We start from the raw sequence: 14,230 nt of genomic DNA, 5'->3' as shown, positions 1-14,230 counted from the left end.
GTTAAGGTATGTAGTTGCGCTTCAGCGCCTTTCGTTCGCGCTGAAGCGCAACTACGTACCTATTTTGCTTGTGGCAATTTATAACCAGCTTTTTCCGCTGAAGCAACATCTTTAAAACAGATAGTAGGTTTCACCTGTTTGTAATCTGGATAGGTAGTAGCATGGTAAATTTTGCCCCGTTTTTTAGTATCTACCCCTTTAATTGGTGCATCACTAGGACAGTCATTTCCTTTTGGTGGAACCCCTGCGGTAGTAGCAGTTGTGTTTGCGGCAGGAGTTGCGGCAGGAGTTGCGGCAGGAGTTTCGGCAGGAGTATTTGTTGTAGCAGGTGTTTCAGCAGCAGGAGAAGTTTCAGCAGCTGGTTGATTTCCTTTTCCACAGGCTGTAAGTGCTAAAACTCCTAATAATACCAAAGATGCTGTCAGTTTTTTATGATTGCATGGAAATTTCATTTTTATTCCTCCAGGTTTGAAAATTTTATTTAACAAATAATACTACAGCAGAGTTACTCAAAGTCGTGTTAATTAGCAATATTTTTACACAAGCATTTAGTGTTAGACTGCATCAGTCTTAAGGTATACTTACTAGTTATGAGCCAACAAGATTTAGCGAAAGACAAGCCAATTCTAGAAGCCAAAGGTTTAACTCGTCGCTTTGGTGGTTTAGTAGCGGTAAATAATGTTTCCTTTTCTGTGCAAAAACATGAGATATTTGGTTTAATCGGTCCGAATGGTGCGGGAAAAACGACTTTGTTTAATTTGATTACCTGCTTGTTACCGCCTTCTAGCGGACAATTGATTTATCAAGGTGAGGAAATTTCCCAACTTCGTCCCTACCAAGTTGCCAGTAAAGGTATTTCTCGCACTTTCCAAAATATTCGCTTGTTTGGTGAACTTTCGGCGCTAGAAAATGTGATGATTGGGCGACATATTCATAGTAGAAATAGTCATCCTGTACCTGCGTTAGTTGCGGGAATGTTGGCTTTACCTGTGGCTAATCAGCAAGAGAAGGAAACGAAACAAAAAGCTTTAGAATTGTTAGAAATGATGGGTTTGATCGATCGCACCACCGAAAAAGCCAAAAACTTCCCCTACGGCGATCAACGTCGCTTAGAAATTGCCCGCGCCTTAGCCTTAGAACCACAAATATTACTATTAGATGAACCCGCTGCTGGGATGAATCCTAATGAAAAACATCAACTGAGTGAATTTATTCGGCAAATTCGCGATCGCTTCAACCTAACTATCATTTTAATTGAACATCATGTACCTTTAGTCATGGGTTTATGTGACAGAATTGCTGTCTTACATTTCGGTCAATTAATTGCTTTAGGTGAACCAACTTTAGTCAGAAATGACCCTGCTGTAATTGAAGCATATTTAGGAGATGAGTAAATCTAGATCGTCGAGATCCCCGACTTCTTGAAGAAGTCGGGGATCTGGGGGATCTGGGGCAGATTACATTTAATTAACAGGATTAAATTAATTATGTCAAGACTTTTAGAAATCAACAATCTTTCGGTTAACTATGGCGGAATTCAAGCTTTAAAAGATGTAAATTTAGTTGTCAATACTGGCGAAGTTGTCACTTTAATTGGTGCGAATGGCGCAGGAAAAAGCACAACATTAAGGGCAATTTCTCGGTTAATTAATATTAAAAATGGCGAAATTATTTATGAAGGACGCAACATTAACCGCCGCCAACCTCATGAAATAGTACAACTTGGGATCGCCCATTCTCCTGAAGGACGGCGAATTTTAGCTAGACAAACTGTGTTAGGTAACTTAGAATTGGGTGCATATATTCGTTCCAATAAAGCAGAAATTAAAGCAGACATTAAGCATCAATTTGAAATCTTTCCGCGTTTAGCAGAACGCCGCCAGCAATTAGCAGGAACTCTTAGCGGTGGAGAACAACAAATGTTAGCGATCGCACGCGCCCTAATGAGCCGTCCCAAGCTACTATTATTAGATGAACCTAGCTTAGGACTTGCACCCGCAATTGTCCGAGAAATTTTTACAATTATCCAAAATCTGCGTTCTACAGGAGTCACTATCCTGTTAGTTGAACAAAATGCTAACTTAGCTTTGGAAAATGCCGATCGCGGATATGTTTTAGAAGCTGGTTGTATTACCTTATCAGGAAAAGCTGCTGACTTACTTAAAAATGAACAAGTGAAAAAAGCTTACTTAGGCTAACACTTTTATAGTAGGAATCAGAGGTTAGAAAATAGAACCTAACATCTCTAAATTCCCACTCCTGACACCTACTATAAAGAGAATATAATACAGCGAATTAACTGTCGTAAATTACAGATTTATTATTGTATTTGTCCGATCGCTTTGCTCACCTCGGTCGGAGTTTCATATTCGCGATCGGGTAACTTTTCTAAAGTCGCACAAACCTTTTCATCAGCACCATTTTTCTGAGCGTGCTTAACTAAATTTTCCTTGCTTACAGGGTAATTAATTCCTTTCAAATCTTTTTGTATTTGCACAGGGTTTACTTTAGCCATTATGATTCTCCTCAAGGTATTAAAAAAGCTTTCAAACTTGCTTCTTTAGACTACCTCTGCGATCCCATTGACTCATCATACTGGCGATACACCCCTACATAGAATTTGTCTGTCCAAAGGAATACAAAAAGGCTATAGGCAGTTTTGGGTTTTGAGCTTTGAGTTTTGGAGTTGGGACTAGGGACTGGGAACTAGGCAAGTAGGGGCAATTCATGAATTGCCCCTACTTGCCCCTGGAGCCCTTCTGCTCCCTTGTCCCTTGCAGAGGCAAGGGAAATATTAAGTTTTGTAAAATTTCGAGGGGGGTGAGGGGTTTCACCCCTCAGTGAGTTAAACTAATAATTGTAGATGCACCCTGATGATTGACGCCCCCAAGTTTCGGGCGTTTTTTATTGTCTATTTACACGCCCAAAAAAAAGCACCTGAAAAAAAGAAAGCTACTAGAGTAAAAACTCGATTGTCTTTACCTCTAATAAGTGTTCCTAAATCCCAATAAACCACAGATTTGAGCAACCGGGGTGAGGTGTCATTCCCTACACCCCAGTTTCAGCTTTCAATATTACTCAATTAAGAGAATTCGAGGTTCCCCCTTTGTCTAGCTTCCACAGAAGACTGGAAAGTAAGTTAGTGAAAATGTGAGCGACGATCGGCACCAACAAATTACCTGTGGAGAGGGCGCAGAAGCCTAAAAGTAACCCTACCACTGTTGCCCAAATTGCGTAAGGCCACTGTTCCCAGCCACTTAAATGGAGAATGCCAAAGCAGAGGCTAGAAACTACTAACCCGGAAGTATCTAAACCCAAAGCAGGCAACATTACGCCGCGAAACAACAACTCTTCACTTAAACCGGGCAATAATCCCAGCCAAATTAAATCAGGCCATAATAAGGGTTTTAGCACCAAATTCAAATATAAATCAGCACTTTTGCGATAAGCAGGCCATAGGCGATAAACTAAAGAACTTGCGCCACTAATTAAGCAGCCTACACCTAAGCCTAATAGTGCGTCTAACCCTGTTAGTTTGATGGATAAAAGGGAAACAGAACCTAGTTGCAGCCATAGTTTAGCAACTACTAGTAAGATTACAGCTGTTACTCCCATAGCTACTAGTAGTTGGGAGCGAGTCAAGGGTTCAATTTCCGGTTCGTTCGGTAATGGATCTTTCACACAGTTTTTTTAAACACTACGAATGGACGAGATGGCTGGGCTAAGAGCAGATGGACTAATACCTGCTTTATGAGCGACTAAAACGCCCAGAGCCTCTAAGTATGAGTTTACTCGCAATACTTTCATGCCCAGCGGTTCTGGAGGGACTTGAATCTGGGTTTGGTTTTCTGCAACAGCAATGATTTGCACCCCCAATTGGCTGAAACTAAGTATAGCACTACCCCCACAAGCCGTAGCGGGTATGACTACTGCATCTACTTCGTTTGCCCAAATGTCTGTGGGGGACTGGGGACTGGGGACTGGGGACTGGGGACTGGGGGACAAGGGGACAAGGGGACAAGGGGACAAGGGGACAAGGGGAATTTTCACTCTCTGCTCCCCTGCCCCTCTGCCCCTCTGCCCCTCTGCCCCTCTGCTTACAAACTGCGGGGCGCGACTTAAGCCGACTAAGACGCAAGGTAGGAAGGTGTAGCCTAGTTCTTCGGCGGCGGAACGGGGGGAAAGTTGCGGATCGGGGGGGTAGGAGTTGAGGGCGGGGGCGTGGGCGCAGGGTATTTGAAATGTTCTCACTATTAAATGGCTGATAACGGCTTCGGCACCTGCGATCGGATCTACACCTTTGCCTTGGCGGTAGTTGTCTTGGGCTTCAGTTGCGATATCTTCGGGGAAACGGGCGACAACTGCGATCGCTTGTGCCCCTGCTTGACTAATCAATTTTTCTGCTGCCCTTAATAAACTATCAGGGTTAGCGATCGTCCCCCATGATATCCCCGATCCAGAAATTCGCAGTTCCACACCTAAAGGTGCATCGGTAACTATATATTCTGTAAGATTTAATCCTAAAGTAGCCCTAGCAGCATCAGCGGCTTGTAGTTGTCTGAGTTGGAGTTCTGGTTCTATGGCGCGATCGAGAATTAACCCAACTCGGTTTTGATGTACGGGGCTCAGTCCCCAATTTCCGGCAGCGAACCGATCTAAAGCGTAGCCTTCGACGTAGAAAGCATTAGGCAAAGGCCAATATAACATGGCTCCGTTGAGGACGTTGGGATGGGTGATGAGGCGATCGCAACAAGAAGCGATCGCCCTCGCCACTGGTAAAGCATCCCCCGCATAGCCACCTATTGCCGCCCCAATTCCGGTAGGGACAAGCAATACAACAGTATAAGGACGCTGAAACAATGTTAGACTTTCTCTGATTCGGTGGTTGTGGTGACGATCGCTTCGACAGTCGCTTTCTCTTCCTTAACATCTACATTAGTAATTGCCCAACGTAGAGGTTCCCCACGTTTTTCTAACTCTGCAACAATTTCTTGATGCAGTTTAGCCGGAGATTCTTGGAGATCGATTTCGGCAGTGATAAAGTGCGTAGTCATTACTTTCTATTTCTTCTGTGGCTGTCCAAATTGTAAGTCATAAACTTCGTCTTCTTTCTCAGTCACAATCTTTAAATCCGATCGTGGATAAGCGACACAGAGTAAAACATAGCCTTTTTTCTGAAGTTCGGGACTAACACCCATTCCATCCCCCTGCTCCACTTCCCCTGATAAAATCTGCCCTGCACAAGTAGTACAAACTCCCGCATTGCAAGAGCTTGGCAAGTCTATTCCCGCAGCATAAGCAGCGCGAAGAATCTGTTTATCTTCCGGTACTTCCAGAGTATAAGTCTCGCCTTGGTGTTGAATTTCAACTGTGTAAGTTTTCGTCATTGGATAAATTTGACAATCTTTTTATTATTGACAGGGTAGGTTTTACCCCAAACAAGCATTTTACCCTGGTTTTGGGGACTAGGGACTGGGGATTAGGGATTGGGGATTGGGGATTCGCGATCGAGTTGTAGTTGTAGGGTGCGAAGCGAGATAACGTAACGCACCATAACACTCAGGACTTACGCAAAGCCTAATTCCGTAGGGTGCGTTAACTAAGCGTGTAACGCACCATCCCACCATCCGCCTGGGACTCAAGTCCCAGGCTAATAGCTAAACTCCTCTAAAGAGGACTAAATACTTAGAATTCTTTATGATTTCAGTCCATTTTAATGGACTTGAGCTATTAGCCTGGGACTTGAGTCCCAGGCGGGCTAAAACGCAGCTGCAAGATCTCAGCATAACAACGTCAGTGCGTAAGTCCTGTTCCCCCTTCCCTGTTCCCTAAAACCAGAAATTCTCTACCTAATTACCTGAAAACTGCTGTATCACATTTTGGCAATGTGTTCTTGCAAGATTTCATGGACAAAACGATATTTATTACCAACTCTTTGCAATAAAAAACGCTCGCTGGCATAGTTGTAAAACTGGGAATAGTTCCAGGGCATAGCTTTATTTTTGCTGAGAATTTTGCGTAAAATAAACTTTTTCATTCCCAAAATTCCGCCAAAAGTTAAAATCATCCCTAGTCGATATAAAGACTTTTGACCATAACTTTGCAGCCAAGTTTGGTCTAATTTATCGGGCAAAACTTCAGTTTCTTTAGCAGCATTCATTTTTGTAGCTAAATAAACTAACCAAGGTCTAGCGGTTTCTGGTCTTGGTTCCTTTCCTTCCCGATAGTAAAGAGATTTCAGATTCCAAGTTAACATTCGCCGGATATATGCGTTTAACAAATATTCCCGTCTTTCTTGCTCCGAATTCAGCCGTTTCCAAGCTTGAATTAGTAACTCTTCATAAGCCAAAATCATTATATTTAATAATAGAGGATTTTTGGCTAACTCAAAAAATTCTGGTTCATCTTTGAGGACTTCCCACAGTTCTTTACTTCTACAAGCAACCAGATATTTTTGGATCTGCTGTTCATCTAAAGGGTGTAAAAAAGTAGCGCCATGCAAACGTAACTTAGTCCGGCATTTTTTGTAATCTTCTAACTTAGTGCAAACAGCAATATTTTTCGGTCGATTTTCGGCAGTTAGCCATTGATTAATTGCTCTAAGACATAACTCCTGTTGTCCTAAATCTAGTTCATCTACTCCGTCTAATAAAGGCGAAATTAATTGATTGTTAACTAATAATTTAATGGAGTTGAGAGAAATATTGTATTTAGATTTTATTTCGGCAATTAACCAATCAGCAATAGTTTGTTTACTGTTCTTCCATGAACCAAAATTCAAAATAACCGGAACAGGCTGTTCAAAATCAGCTTGAGCAATTTCTACTAAATCTTGTGCTAATTCTAACAGAGAGGTAGTTTTTCCGGCACCTTGGCTACCCAAAATTAGTAATTTGCCGCTACTCTGTCTAAAGACTTGAGCAATGGTGATTTGAGGCGATAATCTGACAGTTGGACGTTTGCCAATTTTGACATCGACATCCCAAAGTCGCTGTATTTGTTGCGGTTTTTCTTCTTTGAGAATGTGAATCTGGATGGCTTTGTGCAATGATTGTTCCAGCCGTGCTTGGATTTCGGTGTTGACGGTTTCTAGCAACTTATTGCGATCGCGAACGCTTTGCTTAGAATGTTTCATTGCGGTAAGCAGGGGATAACTGGGAAAAGGTAAACGTAAAACTTAGGGATATTTTGCCATGAGTTAACCAAAATGTTACTACCTTAGTCAAAATTAATTTACTCCGATCGATGCCTAACTGATAATGCAAGTGATAAGTAAGACTTTTCTCCATTACCCAAAGCGCCGATCAGGATAAATAGCTAATAGACTTCTCCAGAAACTAAAGTTGCGTTAACTAGAATCCTTGTAGAGACGTTATATATAACGTCTCTACATTATGTTATATATAACGTCTCTACATTATGTGTAATAAACCGAACATGATATGAAAACAGATCACATCTTTTATCGCATTTTCAAAGAGTTACCCCAAACTTTCTTTGAGTTGTGGGGAGAATCACCAGAACTGGTAAACGATTACCGTTTTGATTCAGTAGAATTGAAACAAACTGCTTTTAGAATCGATGGAGTATTTTTACCCGAAAACCTCGAAAATCCGATTTATTTTACCGAAGTCCAATTTCAAAAAGACCCGAAAATTTATCTGCGTTTATTTTCCGAAATATTTACCTATCTCAGAGACAACGACCCAGCTTTAAAGTGGCGTGCTATGATTATTTTCAGGAGTCGTAGCATTGAACCGACAGCTAAACAAAGAGAGTCTGTTCAACCGTTATTAGATTCTCCCCTGGTTAGGCGCATCTATTTGAATGAAATAGAAGTCAGTGAAACCACTCCTTTAGGCGTGCAAATCATTCAATTAGTTGTTGCGACAAAGAAACAACTTTTAGAGAGAGTAACTCGGTTAATTGCCCAAGTCAAACAACAATTTGCCGATGAACCTTATCGATTACAATTGTTAAATTTGTTGGAAGTTATTGTTTTAGCGAAGTTACCCGAAATGAGTCGTCAGGAGTTAGAAGCTATGTTTGGCGTTGAGGATTTGCGAAACACCCGATTTGCTCAAGAATTGATTGAAGAAGGTGCAAAAATTGGGGAAGAACGAGGGGAAGAAAAAGGAATCATTGTAGGTAAATTGCAAACAATTCCTCGCTTATTAGGAAAAGGTTTTTCTGTTGAGGAAATTGCCGATGTTTTACAATTAGATATTGAGCAAGTGCGACAAGCTATTGCTAATTTGAATTGATTTGTAGGGTGCGTCAGAGTTTTTAGGGAAGGGTTGAAATCATTATTTTCTTATTTGACGCACCTTACACCTAACATCTTGGAGTTATCGCCTAAGATACCCCAAATGAGTCATCAGGAGTTAGAAGCTATGTTTGGCGTTGATGATTTGCGAAACACCCGATTTGCTCAAGAATTGATTGAAGAAAGCAAAACTGAAGGAATTGTTGAAGGAAAATTGCAAACAATTCCTCGCTTATTAGGGAAAGGTTTTTCTGTTGAGGAAATTGCCGATGTTTTACAATTAGATATTGAGCAAGTGCGACAAGCTATTGCTAATTTGAATTGATTTGTAGGGTGCGTCAGAGTTTTTAGGGAAGGGTTGAAATCATTATTTTCTTATTTGACGCACCTTACACCTAACATCTTGGAGTTATCGCCTAAGATACCCGAAATGAGTCGTCAGGAGTTAGAAGCTATGTTTGGCGTTGATGATTTGCGAAAAACCCGATTTGCTCAAGAATTGATTGAAGAAGGTGCAAAAATTGGGGAAGAAAGAGGGGAAATCAAAGGAAAATTACAAACAATTCCTCGCTTATTAGGAAAAGGTTTTTCTGTTGAAGAAATTGCCGATGTTTTACAACTTGATATTGAGCAAGTGCGACAAGCTATTGCTAATTTGAATTGATTTGTAGGGTGCGTCAGAGTTTTTAGGGAAGGGTTGAAATCATAAATTTATTGTCTGACGCACCCTACATCTACACCTAAGATTTTGGATTTGTCGCTACAGTCGCCCGGAAATCAATTTTCAGGCTAATAGCTGAAGTAGGGGCGGGTTTTGTTGTAAGGTTATCTGTAAGAAGCAAAGAATTTTTGCTAAACCCGCCCCTACAAGTGGACTGGAAAAAATATTAGAATGATTATGTAAGGACTCGCGCTTGGGCAATTTCTCTGTCTGTGATCGCACGCACTTGAGAACTAAATAAGGAAATAATTGTAATCGTTTTTCCTGTGAGTGTCATAAATTCTACTTCATATCCCAAACCTTCCTGATGTACTAATACGACAGTGCCAATATCGCCTGTTTTTAAGTTATATTCTGGTAAATCAGTGGTTAAAGCAACTCGGTCTAATTCAGTAATCATTTTAGTTAATTTGAGGAATTTTATTCTAGTGGGTAGGCGCTAACAAGTCTGGGGATTTCATCTCCAGTAGCGATGAACCAAACAGAACGAACTTCTGGGTTTCTGTCATCAGGGGTGATGAGTGTACCTTCAACAACGTACCTTGTCCCGAAAGGAGATGCTTCTATTTTAGCTAATTCATGGTCAGCAGCATGATTGATGAAAGCTGTAGCCATAATTTCCCAGTTATCAACTGTAAACCCAAACTTGAGAAAAAATTTGGCTTTACTTTTGCCATCGGGATGAGTTAGCGACAGTAAATATTGTGTAATTTTTTTCTGCGGAACTATGGCTTGCTCATAATTGGGTAATTTCAAGCTATTTCTCCTATATAGTTTTTGAGTAAATTAAATAAATAATATTACTTTTATCATAATTGTTTGGTTTCAATTTACTTATAATATCTTACACCGATCGCCACAGCTGAAGTAGGGGCGGGTTTTGTTGTAAGGTTATCTGTAAGAAGCAAAAAATTTTTGCTAACCCCGCCCCTACAAGTAGATTGGAAGAAAATATTAGTCCGTTTTAACGGACTTTCGCTATTAGCCTGCGATTTGAATCGCAGGCGGGTAGAAAACGCAGGCGCAAGATTTAGTTGCGGCTAGTGACTGATTTTGCTTACCCTACATCTAACTGCTAATTTATACTAACTATTGCCTTTGTTTACGAGGTGCAGCAGCGCCACGTAATAATCCTTCGGTACTAATATCTTCATCTATTTCTTCCCAATGAATCCCATAACCACCGCCACAAATTTCCCATTTTTGTAACTGTTCGGAAGTAGCTTTTAAAAGTCGGGGAAACCAAACTAATGGAACTGTAATAATCCGTCCGTCCATTAATTCCACACTGAAAGAATCTTCATGGATTAGAACATTGTTTACGCGGATATCAGTTTGAATATCGTATGTATGATATATCACCTGGGCAAACTATCTTGTTGTAGCTCTGTACCCGCTTTTATTAGAAATTGAGAATATCTCCCCCTACAGCGAATTTCCATACAAGCGATAATTATAAACCTAGCCTCTGTCATAGATCTAGCATCGTCTTGTCCTCCTAAAGCTCTACTAACAGCAGTTGCAAAATCGGTGGTATCTTGTCCTGAATATGAGCTACAAATATTCTCCGCTAACTGAACTATTTGTCTCGGAGAGAAGTTGTTCCACTCGGTTAAATTATTAATATAACCATACTGCCGTACTTTCCCGGTAATTTTTTCTGCCTCCATTAAAATTGGGTCACTTGGAGAAGAAGTAGATGGCCTTTCAGAAACAGAGGGCTCTGGTGAATAATATGAGGAAGTATTAGAAGATGTACCTGACTGCGAACTACAACTTGGCAATATTCCTACAGTTGCAATAGCTATGGCAATCATTGAAATTATTTTTAGATAAGAATACATTTTTTAACTCATTAAATTGGTTTAGAACTTGCATCGATTATTTTGTTTCGCAACCAAATAGAATATTTGAAGGTAACGAACTAGACACCTGAAATTAAACAGTTACTCTAATATCAATGATGGGGATAATGATAATGACTTGACGAATGTCTTTCTAATTCAAAATGTATTGTATAGTCAGAAGAATTTCCTACATCAACTAAATACCAACCATGAACCCATTTACCTCCGTTAAAAACATTATCAAAAAAACGCTCAAATCCGCCACTTGAGTATTTAGCGTTAGACTTTTTAAAATTACTCTCACTCAACCAAAAACAACTTGAAGCTACTGAATATTGATGAGATAAATGATAATGAACACGAGTAAAGCCAATTCCCGTGTCAAGAGCAAGCATTCCCATATTTTGTTCTATATAATAATAGTAATATCTCTCCTTAAGAGACTGGTTCAAAAGTACTTCAGTAGAGTTTGGCTTTAAATGTGTCCATCCTTCAGAAATCCATTGTCCATTATCGTAATAAGCAATAGCAATAGAAATAGAGTATCCTCGATCAGAGCGACCGAATAAAGAAAGCACGGGAGCAGAAAGATGAGCTTTTAACATAAAAATCAAATGAAATGGTAATAAGCTAATAAAGTGTTGATTATCAGCACTTTTGCAAGCACGATCGCACCTGCTTCCCTAATTTTATTTTCTCAACTTTAGCTTTGCCCACTCAAAATAGTAGTATTTAGCACCCAATTTTCCTAAGTATCCCGAAGAAAATTAGTAGGATTTGGTAGAATTCAGTTGACAAAGTAGGATTCGGTAGGATATATTACATCAAATATCTATTTGTATCTACTTATGGATAATGTTAAAGATGTTTTACAGTGGGCTGATGACTTGATTTTTGACAAAACTGGAGAGCATCTTACATCTGTACAAGAAGCAATATTAACGGGTGTTTGGCAAAGAAAAAAATATCCTCAAATAGCTAAAGATTATAATTGTAGTGAATCTCATATTAAAAAAGAAGCAGCTAAGTTATGGGAAAAGTTGGCTGAAGAATTAGGAGAAGACCTGAATAAATTTAATTTTCGTTCTAAGTTAGAGAAAAGACATAGTGTTTCTCAAGTTTCTAACTTTGTTGAATGTGTACAAGTTGGTAACATTAATATCTGTAATGAATCTCTAAAAAATATTGAAGATACACAAAACCGATCGCACTCTCCCCCCCCCAACATCCCAAACAAAAGATCGATCGCCCATCATCAATCTAACAGAAGCACCAGAAATAACTAAGTTTTACGATTCGCCTAGCGGCGATAGCTTCGCTTCACGCACCACCGAACTCTCCACCCTGAAACAATGGATATTAGAAGCAAACACCCGCTTAATTACAATATATGGATTAAGTGGAATTGGAAAAAGTGCGATCGCCCTCAAACTAATCGAACAAATCCAAACCGAATTCGATTATATTATTTGGCGAACTCTCAATAATCTTCCGACACTTTCCACCCTACAAACTGAACTCAAACAATTCTTTTCCCAACCCCTAGAAAACCCATTACCTACAGTTATTGATTATTTTCGCACCTCTCGCTGTTTAGTAATTATTGATGATGTGCAAAGTATTTTTAAAAGCGGTCAAATAGCCGGACAATATTTAACAGGTTATGAAGATTATGGCAAATTCTTTAAACAAATAGCCACATCATTTCACTATAGTTGTTTAATCCTCCTCTCTTGGGAAAAACCCAGAGAAATTACCGCATTAGAAGCAGAAAACCGACCTGTACAAACATTACATTTGCAAGGGTTGAGAGAACAAGCAGAAGAAATATTGCGAGAAAAACGATTAACTGATGAAGATAAATGGTCAGAATTAATTGCAATTTATCAAGGTCATCCTTGCTGGTTAAATATTATAGCCGCAACAATTAACGAACTATTTAACGGTAGCGTTTTCCAGTTTTTAGCACAAAATGATGTATATTTAGGTGACATAGAACCACTTTTAGAAACTCACTTAGAGCGTTTATCCGAATCAGAAAAGAAAGTGAGTTACTGGTTAGCAAATCAAGCTGAAATTGTAGATATTTCCCAAAAACCTGCTAATCTTGAATTATCAAAATCAGAAATTTGGCAAGCTATCCAATCATTAGGGCGACGGAGTTTAGTTGAGAGAAGGGAAATGGGAGAGCGATCGTACTTTCAAATCAATCCCATATTCCAACAATACATCCAATCCCAAAAAATATCTGCTCACCCACAGTAAATCTATATCTACATCTGTGTTTATCTGTGTTCATCTGTGGTAAAAAAAAGCTTTTTGATTATCAATTATTAATTCCCAGAAAATTACTCTGCCAAATTAGAAATTACTTTCGCTAAACCGCTGACAACTCGCGTCAGTTTATCAAAATTAATTTTATCACTTGTATCTTCTTCTTTGTGGTAGTAAACATAACGGTAAGGAGCGGTATCTGTCACCATAATTGCTGGATAACCTTGTTGCCAAAAAGACCAATGATCGGACCAACCAACACCAGGAACGCTGCTAGGAAGTACAGCACCTTCGGAAGGGAATTGAGTATGGCGACGAAAAGAAGCGATCGCCTTTCGTACCAAATCCCCCGATTTAAGATTGCCAACAAAAGCGATAAAACTACCTTGATTAGGATAAAATAAGCCGATCGGAAAAGGATATTTTTGGCTATCTACGCGATCGGAAAAATATCCCATAGTTTCCAGACTCAACATCGCCACAACATTTTCATTTTGTGCTTTTAATTGCTTGGCAAATACCAAACTACCCATATCTTCTGTCCAGAAAAAGGGAGGTTCTTCATTAGTAAATTCAACAAAGCGAATAGTACGATTAGTTTTCTGTTTAGCAAACATCCGTGCTAATTCTAAAGTAGCCGCTGCACCCGTACCATTATCATTAGCGCCAGGACTACCAAACACGGAATCGTAATGACCACCAACCACTATAATTTCATTAGGCTTTTTAATTCCTATTTTCTTCGCCACTAAATTGTAATAAGAATTACCATTAATTTTGTATTCTTGTTTTTTCACTTCATAGCCTGCTTGACTAAAAGCAGTTTTCAAAAAATCAACTGCTGCATTAAGCCGTTTATAATTATTAGCGTTACGTTCACCTATTTCATCAGCCAACTTTTTGACATCTTCTTGTAACAAGTTTCGCAAAATAATTTCTTGTTGATTTAAAGGTTTCAGTTGTCCGCTATAACTTTTTTCCGGCATCCAAAATAGCGCAAACCAACCCCAAACACATATAACTATTAATGTGCCCAGAAGCACACCTAAGCGAATTAATGCAGATTTATTAATCAGCTGAATTTTGGCTTGACTGTTTCTTGAAGATGACGGCATACTGGCA

Annotated in this window: 20 protein-coding genes; 7 read left to right on the top strand and 13 right to left on the bottom strand. The window is 39.6% G+C overall.

All coding sequences use genetic code 11. The features are described 5' to 3' along the window. Window positions 1–59 precede the first annotated feature (59 nt). Window positions 60–452 carry a sunset domain-containing protein gene (locus ACE1CI_RS26560; protein WP_496615839.1) on the bottom strand — a complete coding sequence of 131 codons (393 nt, stop codon included), beginning with the start codon at window positions 450–452 and terminating at the stop codon, window positions 60–62. A gap of 138 nt (window positions 453–590) precedes the next feature. Between ACE1CI_RS26560 and ACE1CI_RS26555 the strand changes: the two genes are divergently transcribed. Both ACE1CI_RS26555 and ACE1CI_RS26550 read left to right on the top strand, forming a co-directional pair. After that, window positions 591–1,394 (top strand): ABC transporter ATP-binding protein, encoded by an 804-nt coding sequence (locus ACE1CI_RS26555; RefSeq protein ID WP_413263255.1) that lies wholly within the window; start codon window positions 591–593, stop codon window positions 1,392–1,394. 93 nt (window positions 1,395–1,487) lie between these two features. After that, entirely contained in the window at window positions 1,488–2,198 is a 711-nt protein-coding gene (locus tag ACE1CI_RS26550; protein WP_413263256.1) for an ABC transporter ATP-binding protein, read from the top strand. Between the two features lie 122 nt (window positions 2,199–2,320). On the opposite strand, the gene ACE1CI_RS26545 is transcribed toward ACE1CI_RS26550, so the two are convergent. From ACE1CI_RS26545 to ACE1CI_RS26520, 6 genes are all read right to left on the bottom strand, one after another. Further along, the gene (locus tag ACE1CI_RS26545; RefSeq protein ID WP_413263257.1) at window positions 2,321–2,515 is read right to left on the bottom strand and encodes a DUF2795 domain-containing protein; all 195 of its coding nucleotides are present in this window, start codon (window positions 2,513–2,515) and stop codon (window positions 2,321–2,323) included. A 563-nt stretch (window positions 2,516–3,078) separates the two neighbouring features. Next, on the bottom strand, window positions 3,079–3,681 hold the full coding sequence (locus ACE1CI_RS26540; protein WP_413263258.1) for a CPBP family intramembrane glutamic endopeptidase: 603 nt from the start codon (window positions 3,679–3,681) through the stop codon (window positions 3,079–3,081). 9 nt (window positions 3,682–3,690) lie between these two features. Then, a complete protein-coding gene (locus ACE1CI_RS26535; RefSeq protein ID WP_413263259.1) occupies window positions 3,691–4,860 on the bottom strand; it encodes a DUF3326 domain-containing protein in 1,170 nt (389 codons plus the stop codon). 2 nt (window positions 4,861–4,862) lie between these two features. Next, a complete protein-coding gene (locus ACE1CI_RS26530) occupies window positions 4,863–5,054 on the bottom strand; it encodes a DUF8621 family protein (protein WP_413263260.1) in 192 nt (63 codons plus the stop codon). 6 nt (window positions 5,055–5,060) lie between these two features. After that, a complete protein-coding gene (locus tag ACE1CI_RS26525; protein ID WP_413263261.1) occupies window positions 5,061–5,387 on the bottom strand; it encodes a 2Fe-2S iron-sulfur cluster-binding protein in 327 nt (108 codons plus the stop codon). Between the two features lie 485 nt (window positions 5,388–5,872). Further along, entirely contained in the window at window positions 5,873–7,135 is a 1,263-nt protein-coding gene (locus ACE1CI_RS26520; protein ID WP_496615838.1) for an NACHT domain-containing protein, read from the bottom strand. A gap of 307 nt (window positions 7,136–7,442) precedes the next feature. Between ACE1CI_RS26520 and ACE1CI_RS26515 the strand changes: the two genes are divergently transcribed. The 3 genes from ACE1CI_RS26515 to ACE1CI_RS26505 all read left to right on the top strand — a co-directional run bounded on the left by ACE1CI_RS26515 (window position 7,443) and on the right by ACE1CI_RS26505 (window position 8,930). Next, on the top strand, window positions 7,443–8,264 hold the full coding sequence (locus ACE1CI_RS26515) for an Rpn family recombination-promoting nuclease/putative transposase (RefSeq protein WP_413263263.1): 822 nt from the start codon (window positions 7,443–7,445) through the stop codon (window positions 8,262–8,264). 105 nt (window positions 8,265–8,369) lie between these two features. Next, window positions 8,370–8,591 carry a hypothetical protein gene (locus ACE1CI_RS26510; RefSeq protein WP_496615837.1) on the top strand — a complete coding sequence of 74 codons (222 nt, stop codon included), beginning with the start codon at window positions 8,370–8,372 and terminating at the stop codon, window positions 8,589–8,591. 105 nt (window positions 8,592–8,696) lie between these two features. Further along, complete coding sequence (locus ACE1CI_RS26505; protein ID WP_496615836.1) at window positions 8,697–8,930, top strand: hypothetical protein; 234 nt, start codon at window positions 8,697–8,699, stop codon at window positions 8,928–8,930. Window positions 8,931–9,162: 232 nt separating this feature from the next. Here ACE1CI_RS26505 and ACE1CI_RS26500 read toward each other — a convergent pair whose 3' ends face one another. From ACE1CI_RS26500 to ACE1CI_RS26480, 5 genes are all read right to left on the bottom strand, one after another. Then, complete coding sequence (locus ACE1CI_RS26500) at window positions 9,163–9,387, bottom strand: DUF4926 domain-containing protein (protein ID WP_413265799.1); 225 nt, start codon at window positions 9,385–9,387, stop codon at window positions 9,163–9,165. A gap of 20 nt (window positions 9,388–9,407) precedes the next feature. After that, window positions 9,408–9,743 carry a DUF6883 domain-containing protein gene (locus ACE1CI_RS26495; RefSeq protein ID WP_413265798.1) on the bottom strand — a complete coding sequence of 112 codons (336 nt, stop codon included), beginning with the start codon at window positions 9,741–9,743 and terminating at the stop codon, window positions 9,408–9,410. 333 nt (window positions 9,744–10,076) lie between these two features. Then, the gene (locus tag ACE1CI_RS26490) at window positions 10,077–10,349 is read right to left on the bottom strand and encodes a DUF2442 domain-containing protein (protein WP_413265797.1); all 273 of its coding nucleotides are present in this window, start codon (window positions 10,347–10,349) and stop codon (window positions 10,077–10,079) included. After that, window positions 10,346–10,831: a hypothetical protein gene (locus tag ACE1CI_RS26485; RefSeq protein ID WP_496615834.1), complete on the bottom strand. Its 486-nt coding sequence runs from the start codon at window positions 10,829–10,831 to the stop codon at window positions 10,346–10,348. Before ACE1CI_RS26485 ends, ACE1CI_RS26490 begins: the two co-directional genes overlap by 4 nt. Before the next feature lie 113 nt (window positions 10,832–10,944). After that, entirely contained in the window at window positions 10,945–11,439 is a 495-nt protein-coding gene (locus ACE1CI_RS26480) for a DUF1036 domain-containing protein (RefSeq protein ID WP_413265795.1), read from the bottom strand. Window positions 11,440–11,682: 243 nt separating this feature from the next. Here ACE1CI_RS26480 and ACE1CI_RS26475 point away from each other — a divergent pair, with 243 nt between their 5' ends. Together ACE1CI_RS26475 and ACE1CI_RS26470 are read left to right on the top strand one after the other, a co-directional pair. Then, window positions 11,683–12,120 carry a helix-turn-helix domain-containing protein gene (locus ACE1CI_RS26475; RefSeq protein WP_413265794.1) on the top strand — a complete coding sequence of 146 codons (438 nt, stop codon included), beginning with the start codon at window positions 11,683–11,685 and terminating at the stop codon, window positions 12,118–12,120. Then, entirely contained in the window at window positions 12,020–13,099 is a 1,080-nt protein-coding gene (locus ACE1CI_RS26470) for an NB-ARC domain-containing protein (RefSeq protein WP_413265793.1), read from the top strand. Before ACE1CI_RS26475 ends, ACE1CI_RS26470 begins: the two co-directional genes overlap by 101 nt. Before the next feature lie 83 nt (window positions 13,100–13,182). On the opposite strand, the gene ACE1CI_RS26465 is transcribed toward ACE1CI_RS26470, so the two are convergent. Continuing rightward, on the bottom strand, window positions 13,183–14,223 hold the full coding sequence (locus ACE1CI_RS26465; protein ID WP_413265792.1) for a M28 family peptidase: 1,041 nt from the start codon (window positions 14,221–14,223) through the stop codon (window positions 13,183–13,185). Between the last annotated feature and the right edge of the window lie 7 nt (window positions 14,224–14,230).

The sequence above is a fragment of the Floridaenema flaviceps BLCC-F50 genome, assembly GCF_041929275.2.
Classification (GTDB): domain Bacteria; phylum Cyanobacteriota; class Cyanobacteriia; order Cyanobacteriales; family Aerosakkonemataceae; genus Floridanema; species Floridanema flaviceps.
The sequence above is the reverse complement of the archived record's forward strand: the minus strand, read 5'-3'. Positions and strand labels throughout refer to the sequence as shown.